The organism is Cupriavidus sp. 21MJTG02-4, assembly GCF_057798975.1.
In genome coordinates, this window is the sequence record NZ_JBYOJP010000028.1 from 12,730 (window position 1) to 25,414 (window position 12,685).

The 12,685-nt window shown below is 60.0% G+C and carries 11 protein-coding genes; all 11 read right to left on the minus strand.

Annotated elements, in window-relative coordinates:
* Positions 1-717: 717 nt before the first annotated feature.
* The 11 genes from AC3FKH_RS32390 to AC3FKH_RS32440 all read right to left on the minus strand — a co-directional run bounded on the left by AC3FKH_RS32390 (position 718) and on the right by AC3FKH_RS32440 (position 12,684).
* On the minus strand, positions 718-2,445 hold the full coding sequence (locus AC3FKH_RS32390) for an ATP-dependent helicase (RefSeq protein ID WP_488679693.1): 1,728 nt from the start codon (positions 2,443-2,445) through the stop codon (positions 718-720).
* Positions 2,446-2,691: 246 nt separating this feature from the next.
* Positions 2,692-3,537 carry an ATPase gene (locus AC3FKH_RS32395; protein ID WP_488679694.1) on the minus strand — a complete coding sequence of 282 codons (846 nt, stop codon included), beginning with the start codon at positions 3,535-3,537 and terminating at the stop codon, positions 2,692-2,694.
* Positions 3,538-3,595: 58 nt separating this feature from the next.
* Positions 3,596-4,213: an IncC plasmid conjugative DNA transfer DtrJ family protein gene (locus AC3FKH_RS32400; RefSeq protein ID WP_488679695.1), complete on the minus strand. Its 618-nt coding sequence runs from the start codon at positions 4,211-4,213 to the stop codon at positions 3,596-3,598.
* A gap of 3 nt (positions 4,214-4,216) precedes the next feature.
* Positions 4,217-4,474, minus strand: a complete 258-nt coding sequence (locus tag AC3FKH_RS32405; protein WP_488679696.1) for a hypothetical protein — start codon at positions 4,472-4,474, stop codon at positions 4,217-4,219.
* Positions 4,475-4,484: 10 nt separating this feature from the next.
* Entirely contained in the window at positions 4,485-4,991 is a 507-nt protein-coding gene (locus AC3FKH_RS32410; RefSeq protein WP_488679697.1) for a hypothetical protein, read from the minus strand.
* 6 nt (positions 4,992-4,997) lie between these two features.
* On the minus strand, positions 4,998-6,854 hold the full coding sequence (traD, locus tag AC3FKH_RS32415; RefSeq protein ID WP_488679698.1) for a conjugative transfer system coupling protein TraD: 1,857 nt from the start codon (positions 6,852-6,854) through the stop codon (positions 4,998-5,000).
* On the minus strand, positions 6,854-8,113 hold the full coding sequence (locus AC3FKH_RS32420) for a TraI domain-containing protein (RefSeq protein ID WP_488679732.1): 1,260 nt from the start codon (positions 8,111-8,113) through the stop codon (positions 6,854-6,856). The genes traD and AC3FKH_RS32420 overlap by 1 nt, the downstream gene beginning before the upstream one ends.
* Positions 8,113-9,162, minus strand: coding sequence for a type IV secretion system protein (locus AC3FKH_RS32425; RefSeq protein WP_488679699.1), 1,050 nt, complete (start codon positions 9,160-9,162; stop codon positions 8,113-8,115). Before AC3FKH_RS32425 ends, AC3FKH_RS32420 begins: the two co-directional genes overlap by 1 nt.
* Positions 9,159-9,896 (minus strand): TrbJ/VirB5 family protein, encoded by a 738-nt coding sequence (locus tag AC3FKH_RS32430; RefSeq protein ID WP_488679700.1) that lies wholly within the window; start codon positions 9,894-9,896, stop codon positions 9,159-9,161. Before AC3FKH_RS32430 ends, AC3FKH_RS32425 begins: the two co-directional genes overlap by 4 nt.
* An 11-nt stretch (positions 9,897-9,907) precedes the next feature.
* On the minus strand, positions 9,908-12,361 hold the full coding sequence (locus tag AC3FKH_RS32435; RefSeq protein ID WP_488679701.1) for a VirB4 family type IV secretion system protein: 2,454 nt from the start codon (positions 12,359-12,361) through the stop codon (positions 9,908-9,910).
* Positions 12,355-12,684, minus strand: coding sequence for a VirB3 family type IV secretion system protein (locus AC3FKH_RS32440; RefSeq protein ID WP_058698205.1), 330 nt, complete (start codon positions 12,682-12,684; stop codon positions 12,355-12,357). The genes AC3FKH_RS32435 and AC3FKH_RS32440 overlap by 7 nt, the downstream gene beginning before the upstream one ends.
* Position 12,685 lies beyond the last annotated feature (1 nt).

Here is a 12,685-nt window from a genome sequence, read left to right on the forward strand (position 1 = left end):
CTCGAGCTGCGCCCTCGTGCGTTGCTGTCTTTCACGCTCAATAAGCCCGGCATCTTCAAGTGCGCCAAGCGCCCGATAGACAGTGGCCTCGCTAATCGCAAGGTGCTGCGCAATCGTTGCCTTCTTTATGAAGGCGAGCGAGGTGGGATCCTTCTGGTTCAGGGCGAACCGTATGAGCGTTGCCAAGACTTGGCGATTGGTGATGTGTAAAGCCCGGAGTCCATCGGACTCGTAGACCAACGCGATCGCTCTGAGAATCCGCTGCGGCAGCCGGCGGGCATCGCACCTGGCTGCCTTGGGTTGCGAACCGTAGCTTTCGACAGCGGACGGAGAGTGCGGCGTACCGCCACACGTTGTTGTTCTTCGGGCAATAGGAAGCCCGTCGAAGCGATATCTCATTTTCTTCGATCAATGCGCAAACTTGTGGGGGAGCATTGACAACGAAGGGTGGGCTTCATAAACTCGGACTGTCTTGTTGTTGGACGAGTCAAGAGGGTTTCGAAGCCTGCTACGCCTGTTGTCAATGCCGATTAAAAGCCTGGAGCTGCAACTCCAGGCTTTTTTCGCTTATGAGGATGCCTACGGGCTCAACAACCCCTCCTTGAAATCCGAGTGCCAACGCTACGCACAAAAATGAAATGCCGGACGGCTGTGGCACGCACGATGGCAGGGAGCTCGCAACCAACAGACGCCACGAACGATCGGCTGCTTAACAAATCAAGTTAGCCCGGCTTCAACAACGAACCGGGACGTGGGGTTCTTCTTTGCCGTAGAAATCTGCAGCCAGTCGCGGGCGCGCGTGAGGGCAACGTAGAAAAGTCGCCGCTCCTCACTCTCCGGACTGGCTTCGTCCGGAACGATGGTCTCCTCGGCACGGATCACAACAACAGCCGACCATTCGCGCCCCTTGGAGGCATGCATGGTCGTCAGCACCAAGGCGTCGTCGGCCGGTTCGTTATTCTTTTGCCGCAGAAACAGAAGACGTTCCGAGAAGGGACCGTTCAGCCGCGTCAGGACGTCATAGGCAGTATTGATAGCGCGCTTGCCCGGGTCGTCCGCCACAAACTTGAGCATCCATTCGCGCACGCCATCGAGAACAAGGGATAAGAACTGGCGTTCACAGAGCGCTTGCCATTCCGCGAGCTTCTTCAGGAAGTCGCGATACTTGTCGACTGTTGATTCTACGATCCCGGCCTGCACGAGGTCCTTTTTTCGCGGAATCGACCCCTCCGGCTTCGCCGCAGTCTGCGTGTGTAGAAGCTGCAGCTCATGCGAGCCAATGCCGGCGAAACCTAGCAGGGCATCGACGCCAGAGTCCTTGGACTTCTGGATCAGTTCCAGTAGGTCCCCCATCAACGCTGCCTCCGGGCGATCGAGGATAGAGCGGCCGGCCGCGCGGTAGTACTTGACACCGTGCGAGCGGCAGACAGCCTCCAATGGATCGAGAATGCGGTTCGTCCGCGCCAGCACGGCCGCCGTTTTGCCAGCCCGCAGAACCGGTGTCAGCGCCTCAACGGCTGAAACCGCTTCCTTGTACTCGTCCTCCAAACGCTTGAACTCGATGGCGCCGCCTGGCCCGCGATGGGCTACCAGCTCCTTCAGGATACGGTCCTTGTTGTTTCGAATGACACGATCCGCGATGTCCAGGATCTCAGCGTGTGAGCGGTAGTTCTTCCCGAGGATGACGGACCGCGCGTCGAACTCATTGATGAATGCTTCCATGCCCCGAAATCCGAGCGCACTTCGAAATCCGTAGATCGACTGATCATCGTCCCCGACCACCGTCACGATCGAACCGGCCGCCGCGTGCAGCGCCGTCCAGCGTGATTGCAAGCTGTCGCAATCCTGGTACTCATCGACAAGCAGGTACGTCATACGGTAGGGCGCAATTGTTCCGCTTTGCATCCCAGCTACAGCCAACCGCAGCATGTCCTGAAAGTCGATCTTGCCGTTCCGGGCCAGGGCACTCTGGTAGGCCTCATACAACTGAGCCTCCACGGTTCCTGAAGGCGGGTCGGACAGTTGCATCTTGGCGCGCTCAATCGCGGCGATAGCGTCCTCGACCTTCCCATCAAATCCCCCTTCCTGCAGGATCTGCCCGACGATAGCGAACCGAACGCCGTCGTGGACGATATCGGTGAGCTTGCCGGTTCCCTTCCCGAGTTGCTTATAGGCCAGCGAATGGAAGGTGCCCGCGAGCAGTCGCTTCTTGGCATCGGCGCCGGCTAGCCCCAGGATACGGTCACGCAATTCGATCGCGGCGTCCTTGCTGAACGTTACCGCGCCCACCGTCACGTCTGGGTTGGCGAGCAGCACGGCTGCCTTCGCCGCAATTGTCGCCGTCTTTCCGGCGCCAGGCACGGCCACGGCGACGCAGTGCTGACGCAGGTCGACCACCTCGCGCTGGGCGGGGTTCAGTCCTTCCAATACCTTTTCGAGCGACATGGCGGATCGCAGTGTGTCAGTAAGTGGCACTTGGTGCCGGTTCAATACAGCAAGTGCCCAGAAGTGGTACCTCAGGGCAGATGTCGACGTCTATTGATTCGTTCGAAGGTGGGAGCATGTCCCACGTGGTCCCACTAGCCATCACTACGTCCCCACAGAGTGCCAATCCTCTTGCTTCCAAACGGAGATAGAAACTAGGGCTGGGTGGGACTTGGTATGACTGAGCGGGACCGTGCAGGCGGACGGTCAGACGCCGCGAACGGTGGTCATCAGCTTCAGGTGTGTCGTATAGCAACGGAGGCCGAGCGGCTGGAACTTGCGCAGGAACCGCGCGACCTCGTCATTCACGTCCGTCATGTCGCGGATGCCGTTCCAAACCATGAAATCGAACTGGTCCATGGTCTGATCAAATTTGATGAGCACCTGGAGTGCGCGAACGGCAAATCGGGAGTAGGCCTGGACCTCAAGCTCGACGGACGCCCGCGTAATCGTCGGTTCGAAAACGATGTCGTCCTTCGCCCGCATCTCCTGCTCGCGCTGCTGACGGTAGGCGGTGGCAACGCGCAGCTGCTCGTCGACGTAGTCTTCGAGCTTTGCCAACTCACGCTCCAGGAACGTCTCGATAGTCGACAGTTCGCTGCGAGAGAAGGTGGACTGACCGAAGCGCTGCAGGTTGAGCGACATGCGGTTCATGTATGGCCACCATTGCTCGAACAGAGGACGCAGGCGCGTATGGTTCAGCTTCAGCCCGACTGCCACCACGGCTGCGCCGGCGAGTTCACGTTCGAGAATTTGACGACCCAGTTCACGTCGCCGGCGAACGATGGCTTGGCGGTCTTCGGGCGAGAGTTCGCGGAACAGCTTCCGGGTACGCTCGACCTCGGCCTTCTTCTTCTCCAGGTCGACCGTTGAAATGATGCCTTCCTTGCGCAGGGCGTCGGCAGACGCCTCCATCTCAAGCAGCTCCGACTCGACGTCATCGGGCCGATCCATGCCGCCGGCAGCGTCGACCGCTACACCGGTCAGAGGATGATCGAGCGCATCGCTTGCCGTAGCGGGCAACTCGGCAGGGGACAGATCGGTAGTGGTCATATTTTCTCCTTGGATGGCCAGCCACTTGGCCTTTGGGCATTCAGAAAGATGGTGTCGACTACTTGCCGACGTGGAATGACGCCGCAAGGCGCCAGCTAAGCAAGCCAACCAGGCCGACGCCGAAGGTCCACCAGTAGGCCAGCAGGGAAAACGGAAGCAGCAGGGCGGATGCACCGAAGCCGAAGCACAGCAGCAAGCCATGTGCGGCGACGTGAAACGTCACCGGGTTCGCGAACCCAGCGCCCGCGGCTCGAATCTTTCTCGACACGGCGCCGTCGTTGAGCAGCGCAACAAGCAGCACCATCCCGCCAAACAACCAGTAATGCACAACGGCCGACCGATAGACCGCCCGATAGATGGTCATCCAGAAGTGCCGCATCCAACCACGCCCGAATTCGGATGCGCCGGCATCGGGCAGCGCCGTGTTCGCATCCGATCCCGAGAACGATGCCCGCAACGCACCAGACCGGACAAACCATCGATCAAAGCGGTCGTTAGCCACCGTCGTTGCCTTGTCCGCCTTGGGCTGTCCGAGCACATGTTCGACCGAAGCCTGCTCCCCTTCACTCACCTCGAATGCGGCATCGTCCTGTATGAACGGCGCGAGGGCACATATCATCAGGGGTGCCGCTAGCATCCACATCCGAACATGGGAGACGAATCGACTGTCGGCCATGGCTCAGATCCAGTGCAGGGCGAGCAGAACAAGCAGTGCAGGGATCGCAGCGAGCGCGCCCCAGAACAACGCCGGCTTGCGCTCAGCAATGCCAATCAGCGCGAAGCATGCGGCAGCGTTGCCGATCAGGAATGTGCTTGGTATGGGCGCGTCCGCATTCCCGGCGGCAATCCACGTCTGCATTTCGAATGCGAGGGCCTTGTCGACGCGGAAGAGGCGTGCGGCCACCCGCGGCTGCGTCTTGCGCAGCGAAGCGAGCAATTGCCTCGCCTTAGTGTGCAAAGTCTCGAGCGACATCGTAGTTCTCGAAGTAGCGGGTAAAGCTGTACCCGGTCAGCACGCGCGCGGCCAACTGGAATGCTGCGCATCGCTGCGTCACATTCCCGGGAACCGGCTCGTCGACCACCTGGCAGACGTAGCCGACGGGCTGGCGTTGCTCGAAAGAGGGGATCGACTCGTGATAGGGATACCAAACGTTGTACTTCTCGCCCTTGAATGCGGCGTAGCGCTTGGCGTAGAGATCATGGGCACGGCCGAACAGACCTTTCACGAAGGCCACGTTGGCGTCACCATGCTTTCGAGCGGCGCGCCAGGCGGCGATAGCGTCTGTCAGCATCTCCTTGACCAACGGGTCTTCACGCACACGGAAGTTCACGCCGATGTAATCGACCACCCGCGTGCATACGTCGTCCAGGTCTGGCGAGACGATGAACACGGGCGAGAGCTTCGCGGAGAGTTTGTATTCCTTGGCGATTTGTCGGAACAGGCTGGTGCGCATTGACCTTTAACCTTGGATGATTGGAATTCGACCCTGGTAGACGGAGCCACCGGAGATACGCAGGAAGTACTGCAGATTGGGCAACTGCATGATCAACTCATGCGGAATCAATGGCGCCTTCTCAAGCTGGGTCGAACGTGCCACGGAACCGCTGAACTCCCCGACATGCGCCTCGGTGCCAGTGCTCGTGCTGCTCGACACCACGACATTCCGGATGGCCGTGGTGCCAGCCTTCTCGCAGAACCACTCGGCCGTGTCGATATCTTCCAATCGTAAGACGAGCTGGTTGTTCAGATTGCCCAAAACCTGCTGCATCTTCGCCACGTTTCCCAGTTTGGCGGTGAAGTCCGAGCGCGTCTGGTAGGCGACGAATGCCTTGAAGCCTGCGCCACGCCCCTTGTTCAGGATCTGCAGCATCTGCTCGTTGATCGCCTCGGCAGCCTCGTCGACGATGAGGACGATTTCCGGAGGCTTCTTGTAGAAGTTGTAAATGGAGCCGGCGACGGATGCGATGTCGGCCAGCAGCATCGACATGACAGCCTGGGCCACCATTGAGTTGGAAAGAGAATCTGCACCGACATAGAGCACCGCCTTCTGCTTGATGACCTTATCGATGTCCCAGATCTCCCGGTCATCGTCGAAGTCGTCCGCCTTCGGCGCCAGCATGAGGCCCGTCTCGCCGGTGGCCAGCATCTGGAGCAGCGGTAGGGCAGAGGCGATGATGCGGCCGTAGTGGTCCCGATCGTGCTGGAACGTGGCGATGAGGCCATCGATAGCTTCGTGGCCATTCCCTTTGTCGGAGAAGCGCTCGATGTAGAGCCGAGCCATCCCGTCTAAGCGCGTGCCGCCTGGGCGCTGGCCGGCCTGCTGCATGTAGCCCATCACTTCCTCTTCCCAATCCGGCTTGCCGGCCTCAGGGAAGAAGCGCTGCAGGGCCCGATCCAGAAGATTGTTAATGCCGTTCTGGGCGTACTGGAGGATAGACCGCAGGTTCGGCTTGTCGCCGACGTAGAGTTCGCCCTTCACCGCGCGGTCGATGAAGAGGAACGCGAACTGGCGAAATGGGCCTTCTTCCATCAGTTGCGCGATGCGCGTTGGAATTTCCGAGGGCTGCGACCAATTCTCTAGCGGATTGAGGCGGATGGATTGCGACGGGGCGGCCTGTTTCCAATAAAGAAACTTGCGGCCAGTGCGCTCACACTCGCGCTTGACGCGTGCGACCCACTCGCCGTCATTCTTCGGGTCGACAATAATTAAAATGTCGTTGGGATTGTGGATGACCTGAGTCGAAATGACCTCGTAGGTCCTGGTCTTGCCTGAGCCGGTCGTCCCGCTTACCGACGTATGGCCGGGCATCGCCTTGTAGTGAAAGGGCACCTGGATCTTCTTCGGCTCCATGCCGTGAATCCATGATTTCCCCTGAGGCGAATGGTCGGCGATGCTGCCCGCAGGCGCGAACAGCTTCTCGACTCGCTCGACTATAGGCTGCGGCAGCCACCGCGGCAAGCCGGGAATATCGCTTGACGGCATGCGAAGGATGTCGTGCGCGATTTGGCAATGCTTCTGTGTCCACTCAAAGCCAGTGCCAAGATACATGGCATCGTCGGTCTTTCGCATGCGAGCGCTCAGCGCGAGCAGCGCCTCGATCGGAAGGACCGCAAGCCACTTGGTGGAGATGGCCAGCCGAAACTTCAGCGCGCGCCAAACCTGTGACGACCGGAACAGCAGCATGCCAACGCAGAACAGGGAAAAATATCCGGCGCTCGGCATATCGCTTAGCAACATCAGCGCCGCGGCAAGAAGCCACCCGATCGCAGCTCGAAATTCATAAATGGGCCGAAAGTGATTGATGTTGTGGTGCATCACTCGCTGCTCTCTGGTGATTGCGGACGGGACGCGATGAGGGTCGCCACCTTGTCAACCAGAAGGATGTCTTGGCCGACGATCTTGTAGAGCAGCTGGAACTTGCGAAGGTTGTCGATGAGTGTCTCGGAAGCGATGCCGTAGCTGCCGAGCATGCGCTTGCTGACTGCGAGCTTGTTGTCGACCCACGATACCTTCACCTTTCCCGCTGCCACGTCCTGTGCTAGCGCCCTGAAGAACTCGCGCATCAGGTTGGACGCACCCGCCAAGGCTTCCTTGAACGGGTCGGCAGTCTGATCGGGGCGCAGCGACTTGGTGCCGTCGAGTTGTACGACGCTTCGCGCTACCTCGCGTTGCGTGCCTTCGGCAGACTCGGCTTGAGACTGGGCTTCGCCAGTTCCAGGGCCCGCTTCCTTATCCATCTGCGACACCACCACAGTGCTCGCGATCTCCGGGCCGGGTGTCGAATCGGCTTGCGCCGCTGCTGGTGCGGCGGGTGGCTTGATCTGGGTCGAATCTACCGCGGCGGTTAGCGCTTCGACACTCGGTGCAGGCGTCGTGTCGGGCGCAAAGGCGGCGCGGCGGGCTTTGATCTCGAACTGTGTCACTGTGTCGATGGCCTGCCGGACAACCTTGTGAAGCAAGGTCTCGAGGCCGGTCGGTCGAGGCTCGGGGTTGATGGCGCCAAACAGATCAGCGAGGACCTGGCCGTCGAACTGTGCGAGCCGGTCAGCACCAAGAATCTCGCGCGTCAGCAACGCGGTGCGCATGCGCTCCAGTGGGAGCACCGCGTCACGACGGGTGACGCGATACGTGTCATCGCCTAGCCACGGACCGAAAGCTCCATGCACGGCGGGGATCCACTCCGCCCCATCCCTATCCCGAAAGAATTGGAAGTGTCGGCATGACTCATCAAGGCGGGAGCAACAGGCGGCGAGAAAGAGCGCATACAGGTATTGCGGTTCCAACTGCCTGCGCCGTTCGGACGTCTGATTGGCCGCGAACTTTTGTGCGCCAGACAGGCGCATGGCGAAGTAGGCCGCCTCAACCGTTGCGCGAAAAGCCCCACCGGCCTCGGCGTGCTCGTTGTGCCGCAGTGGCATACTTGAGAACCAAGTTGCACAACGCTCCAGCACATCAAGCCACTTGCTGTTGAAGTCCGCGCCGTCCGCTTCATTGGCGTACTGTCGGATGAGCGCGACGCGGTCTGCCTGGGAGGAAAGGAGAGCGGAAGCGGAAAGGTGTATGTGAGGGGTCATCATTTCCCTGCCAACTTCCTGCCGAGGTTCCAGGCTCCGCGCCCAAACATCTTCATCCCACCGGTGCCACTCACCCCGCCACCAGTTCCAAAGAGAGATCCGGCGATCTTCGGAATCTCCAGGGCGACAAAGCCCAATAGGATGGCAATACTGAGTGCATAGCTTGCAGCAAGAAGCGTGTCCGTGCCGATGTTGCCAACGTCTGTGACGATGCTAAGTAGTGTGGCGCTCACCAGCTGAGAGATGATGGCGGCGACAACCATATACATCGAACCGGTGACCATGTAGTCCAGCCACGCTGTGAAGTATTTTCGGGAGATGTCCGCCATGCCAAATGCAACGGCTAGCGGGCCCACCACGATGCCTACGGCTACCTGAAGGTGACCCACCAGAATGAACCAGGAGTAGATCAAGGCGGCAATCAACACCGCAATGAATGCCAAGCCGAACAGAATCGCTGAGACGACGGCATCAATCAGTTTCAGTGGGTTAGCGAACCCAGCGAGCAGTGTCCTGAGCACGGAGTCGTAAAAGCTGCCTCCGGTCCTTGCCAACGAGATCGGCACGTTGTAGATGTCCACACCGCCATTGATCGCTTGGGCGAGATGGTTGAACCACACAAATAGACCGGGCGCGAAGCTGGCGTAGCTGGCGTAGAGTGACGCGAAGATGCCAACTACCAGAAAGGTCTCAAACAGATCTGTCCAAGCGGCAACTGCGTCGCTCGTTGCCGCGAACCGAAGGCCCGCGAATACGAGGGTAATCACGCCCAGCCCAAAGGCGATCTTGTCTGCGTCGTCGCGTGTGCGCTCGCTCAGCGATGTGGCGGCCTGGATGAGGCCGCTTCGCAGGCCGTTCATCTTGTCCAGCGCTTTCTTGATGCCTTGACCGACCTCGCCAGGTGCGCCAGCATTTGCTACCGCGGCGCTCTCCGGACCGCTGTTCGATTCCTGTGCAGCGGCAACGCAGGAAAAGAAGGTGAGCAAGCTGAAGACGAGCGCGGTGAGCATTGCACAGAGGCCGTGTCGGACCAGCGAGTGGTGGCTCATTTCAAGTTCAGGATCCGCTGACGTTGCTGTTCACGTTCTGCCTGCAGCCGGCGCGCTGCGTCTACGGACTCGGCTTCGACGGCCAGTGCCCTCTGATCCTTGTCGGCGTCTGATTGCGTCTTCGCGCTCATGATCTGCAGCAGATCGGAGTTCTGGTTTGCGAGGACATCCAGCATCTCGTTCGTCGCTTCGGCAGCGGCCTGTGCCGTGCCGGTCAGCTTCATTTCCTTCTGGATCTTCTGGCGCCGCTTCGCCTGGGTCTGCACGTTCTTGGCGACGCTGTTCCCCAGGTTGAACAGGTTCTTCGCGGTCTTGTCGCCGTTGGCGAGAAGCGTGCGCTGATCCTCAAGCCACTGACCGCTGGATTTTCCGGATGCGGCCACCATGCTCTGAACCTTGCTCAGGTAATCGGCATTCTCGGAGACCGTGCCATAAAGATCCTTCAGCGTCACGCCGTAGACGTCGTATTTGCCGATGTCGTTCTTGATGGCGTCCAGCTGTTCAGCCAGGTGCACGGGGTCCATGCCGGTGGCCTGCAGCAGCTGGTTGGCCATCATCCGGTACTGATAGGCAATGTTTGTGTTCTCGTAGATCTCCGTTTTCAGCGATTGCAGGGCGGTCCTGGTCGTCTGGACCAGATTGGCCACATCGATAACGGGAAGCCCGCTGGCGTGGGTCACCGACGAAACAAGAAAGGATGCCGCGACCGCGGCCTTGATGAACCACTTGTTCACTGGAACTTTCCTTAGACGGATCGCGCGAGCATTTCGCGCACGTAGTCTTGCTGCCAGTCGGGTGCACCCGACGCGTAATGACGATCGAGAATCGATTGCGCGACACCATCCGAGCGCAGCATCGCTACCATCTCGTCGGAGAACGGGCTTTGCAGCATCCGGGTCTGGGAGCGCGTGATCCACAGATAGTCACGATTCGGTACTGCGTCGGTGACCATCTGGATCTGGTCATCGGTCAGGCCGAACTTCTCTTTGTAGAGATCCTTGCTGGTATTGGCTTGGCTGTTCGGCAGGTAGACGAAGTTGCCGACGTTCTCCTTCAGGATCTCGAAGTCAGCGACCCGGGCCAGTTGTTTGAGCGATTGCGTGGCACCCCAGAGTGCAGCATTGAGCTTGCGGATGGTCACGATCCACATTTCGAACCGCTCGTAGAATCGTTTGTTGGTGAAGAAGAAGCCCAGCTCTTCGACTTCAATGATCGTGTATCGCGTGCCGAGGCTCTGGCTTATCCGATAGAACGCGTAGTCCATGAACAGCGCGCCCGCCCTCGGATAGTTCAGGAACAGATCCCCCATTTCGATGGACAGGTTGTCGCTGATCTCAAACGCATCCTCTGCATGGTCGAAGAAATGCCCGTACTGTCCGCCTCGCAGCCAGATTTGCAGACGTTCCCGCAAGCTGTCGTGCAGCAGCGTTGCGAGCCGGCCCATGGTCCAGCTCTCTCGCCCGTATCCGGCAAGGATCTTCACTGCCTCGAAGATGTCTTGGCGTTGCTGGGGCGAAAGCGTGAAGGAGTCGTCCTCAATGGCCAGCGTGACCCACTCGGAGACGTAGGTGAAGTTCATAGGATCGGCCAGCAACGAGAGCGGATTGACCCGAGTCGCAGCCTCGAACTTGCCGGTGATGTCGATGAACTTCCCGCCACTCAGGAGCGTCGTGATGCGAGTGGATCGGTCCTTGTCGAATCGGATGCGACGAGCGTCGTGTCTTCCAGCCTGGGAAACCAGGAAGTTCAGGAACACGGACTTACCCGCACCGATTGGGCCAATGACGATCAGATGGGCATTGCCACCGGGCTGGTGCAGGTCGACACGTTGCGCGGTCCGATGGCGGGTGGGTAGGCAGGTCAGCGGCGGCACTTCCTTGCCCGCCTTGTCCGAGAGCCAGTCATTGCGCAACGGGCCGGGCATGACAGATCGCACGGGGGCGAGGTCGGAAACCGCCGGCGTCTCGACGAACTGCAGTCGGCGCTGCTTGTCCCAGCGGCCGGGCAGGGTAGAGTTCCAGGCGGGCATCAGATTCGCTTTCTCGCGGATGGCCCCAAAGCCAGCGTTGGTGAGCGCGCCAACCACCTCGCTGACCGAGTCCTCGACGGCTGCCTCGGATTCGCCGTAGACGATGATGGAGATGTTGGCAAAGCCGTGCTGCGTGTTCTTGGCCGTCAGACGCTGGAGCGCTTTGCCAGCTTCCTTGGCCAATTCCTCGCGGCCCTCGTCGTTCTCGGCCTCTTCCTTGGCGAAGTACTGCTTCAGGATGGAGCGGATGTTGAGCGCTGCCATCTTGTAGAAGCGTCTGACCTTCTCGATGTAGGCCGCAGCGCGAGCCGTGTCGAGGAATCGGTACATGATGCAGACATCGAGCTCGGCGTCGATCCGCATCAGGCTGTCCAGTGCCGCTTCCTGGAAGCTCATCCATTCCTTGATGGCGACGATTGCTGCGTACCGCTTGCCGTGAGCAGACTCGAACAACAAGCGCTCGGCGCCGACGGTAACCTCGGATTCAGTCAGGTGGGTATCGAGCAGAGTCACCGGGTAACGAATGCACCGCGGCGGAACGCTCGGATTGGCAGCCTGGTGCAGGGCGGCATAGCTTTCCTGCATGACAAGGCGGCGGGTGCGCAGGCGCGGCACGCCGCCGGTGAACGCGTCGAGCATCGACTCGAAGCGACGCGCATCGGTCGAGATCTTCTCCAGATCAAAGGCAAAGGCGCTGCGCGCGAAGAGCGTGTCCTTCGTCGCCTCGAAGATCGCCGCGTAGATGGACTTGCCACCGACCGTCATGTGGAAACCGGCCTTGTCGAAGAACTTCGCGATGCCGCTCTCTGGCGTGTAAGCGAGTGCCAGCGAGTGGGCATTATGAAAGTACTTGCCGGTCGTCATGTGCGCCCGGTTCAGCGCGTCCAGACGCCCATCGGCCTGCGACGCGAATTCTCCTGCGACGTAGTCCCGGGCGCGCCGGTGGCTAATCTTCCACCACGCGGTAATCCGGTTATCGAACGTGCGGCATGCCTGGTCCAGCTGATTACGCGCAGACGTGATGTCATTGCTATCGGGGCTGTCGGCGTCCACACCCTGAAACTCGTAGGAGGCCAGTAGCGACCCATCCTTGTTAAGGATGAGCTCCGGTGTGATCGATGTCAGCCACGGCACCAACTCATAGAGGGGGCGTCGCTTTAGCTTCAGCATGGCAGGTCGCTGTCAAAGCCGTAGGGACGGCGAAAGAGGGTATGCAGCTTGCCGTGCCACGGGGTGGACTCGTACAGATCGCCGTAGTGGTTATAGACGTTCAGGATCTGGTTCCACCATGGGTCCCGCGTCGTGAGCCAGCGCAAGAGCGCATGGAACGCCATGCCCATCAGCACCACCGCGACCGGGATCTTCCAGCCGCTTCGAAAGGTCACATACACCAGCAATGCGACGACCGTGCCGTTGGCGATGGCCAGTCCGCGCACGGCCCCGCCGATTTGGCGAGGGCGGGAAAGCCCAATGCTGACGTGGTGTTCGCGCATA

Excerpts from the sequence above, each read along its gene's own strand:
- traD (WP_488679698.1), bottom strand. The coding sequence starts at position 6,854 with ATGCACCACAACATCAATCACTTTCGGCCCATTTATGAATTTCGAGCT.
- AC3FKH_RS32440 (WP_058698205.1), bottom strand. The coding sequence starts at position 12,684 with ATGCGCGAACACCACGTCAGCATTGGGCTTTCCCGCCCTCGCCAAATC.
- AC3FKH_RS32390 (WP_488679693.1), bottom strand. The coding sequence starts at position 2,445 with ATGTCGCTCGAAAAGGTATTGGAAGGACTGAACCCCGCCCAGCGCGAG.
- AC3FKH_RS32425 (WP_488679699.1), bottom strand. The coding sequence starts at position 9,162 with ATGAGCCACCACTCGCTGGTCCGACACGGCCTCTGTGCAATGCTCACC.
- AC3FKH_RS32410 (WP_488679697.1), bottom strand. The coding sequence starts at position 4,991 with ATGCGCACCAGCCTGTTCCGACAAATCGCCAAGGAATACAAACTCTCC.
- AC3FKH_RS32395 (WP_488679694.1), bottom strand. The coding sequence starts at position 3,537 with ATGACCACTACCGATCTGTCCCCTGCCGAGTTGCCCGCTACGGCAAGC.
- AC3FKH_RS32420 (WP_488679732.1), bottom strand. The coding sequence starts at position 8,113 with ATGACCCCTCACATACACCTTTCCGCTTCCGCTCTCCTTTCCTCCCAG.
- AC3FKH_RS32400 (WP_488679695.1), bottom strand. The coding sequence starts at position 4,213 with ATGGCCGACAGTCGATTCGTCTCCCATGTTCGGATGTGGATGCTAGCG.
- AC3FKH_RS32435 (WP_488679701.1), bottom strand. The coding sequence starts at position 12,361 with ATGCTGAAGCTAAAGCGACGCCCCCTCTATGAGTTGGTGCCGTGGCTG.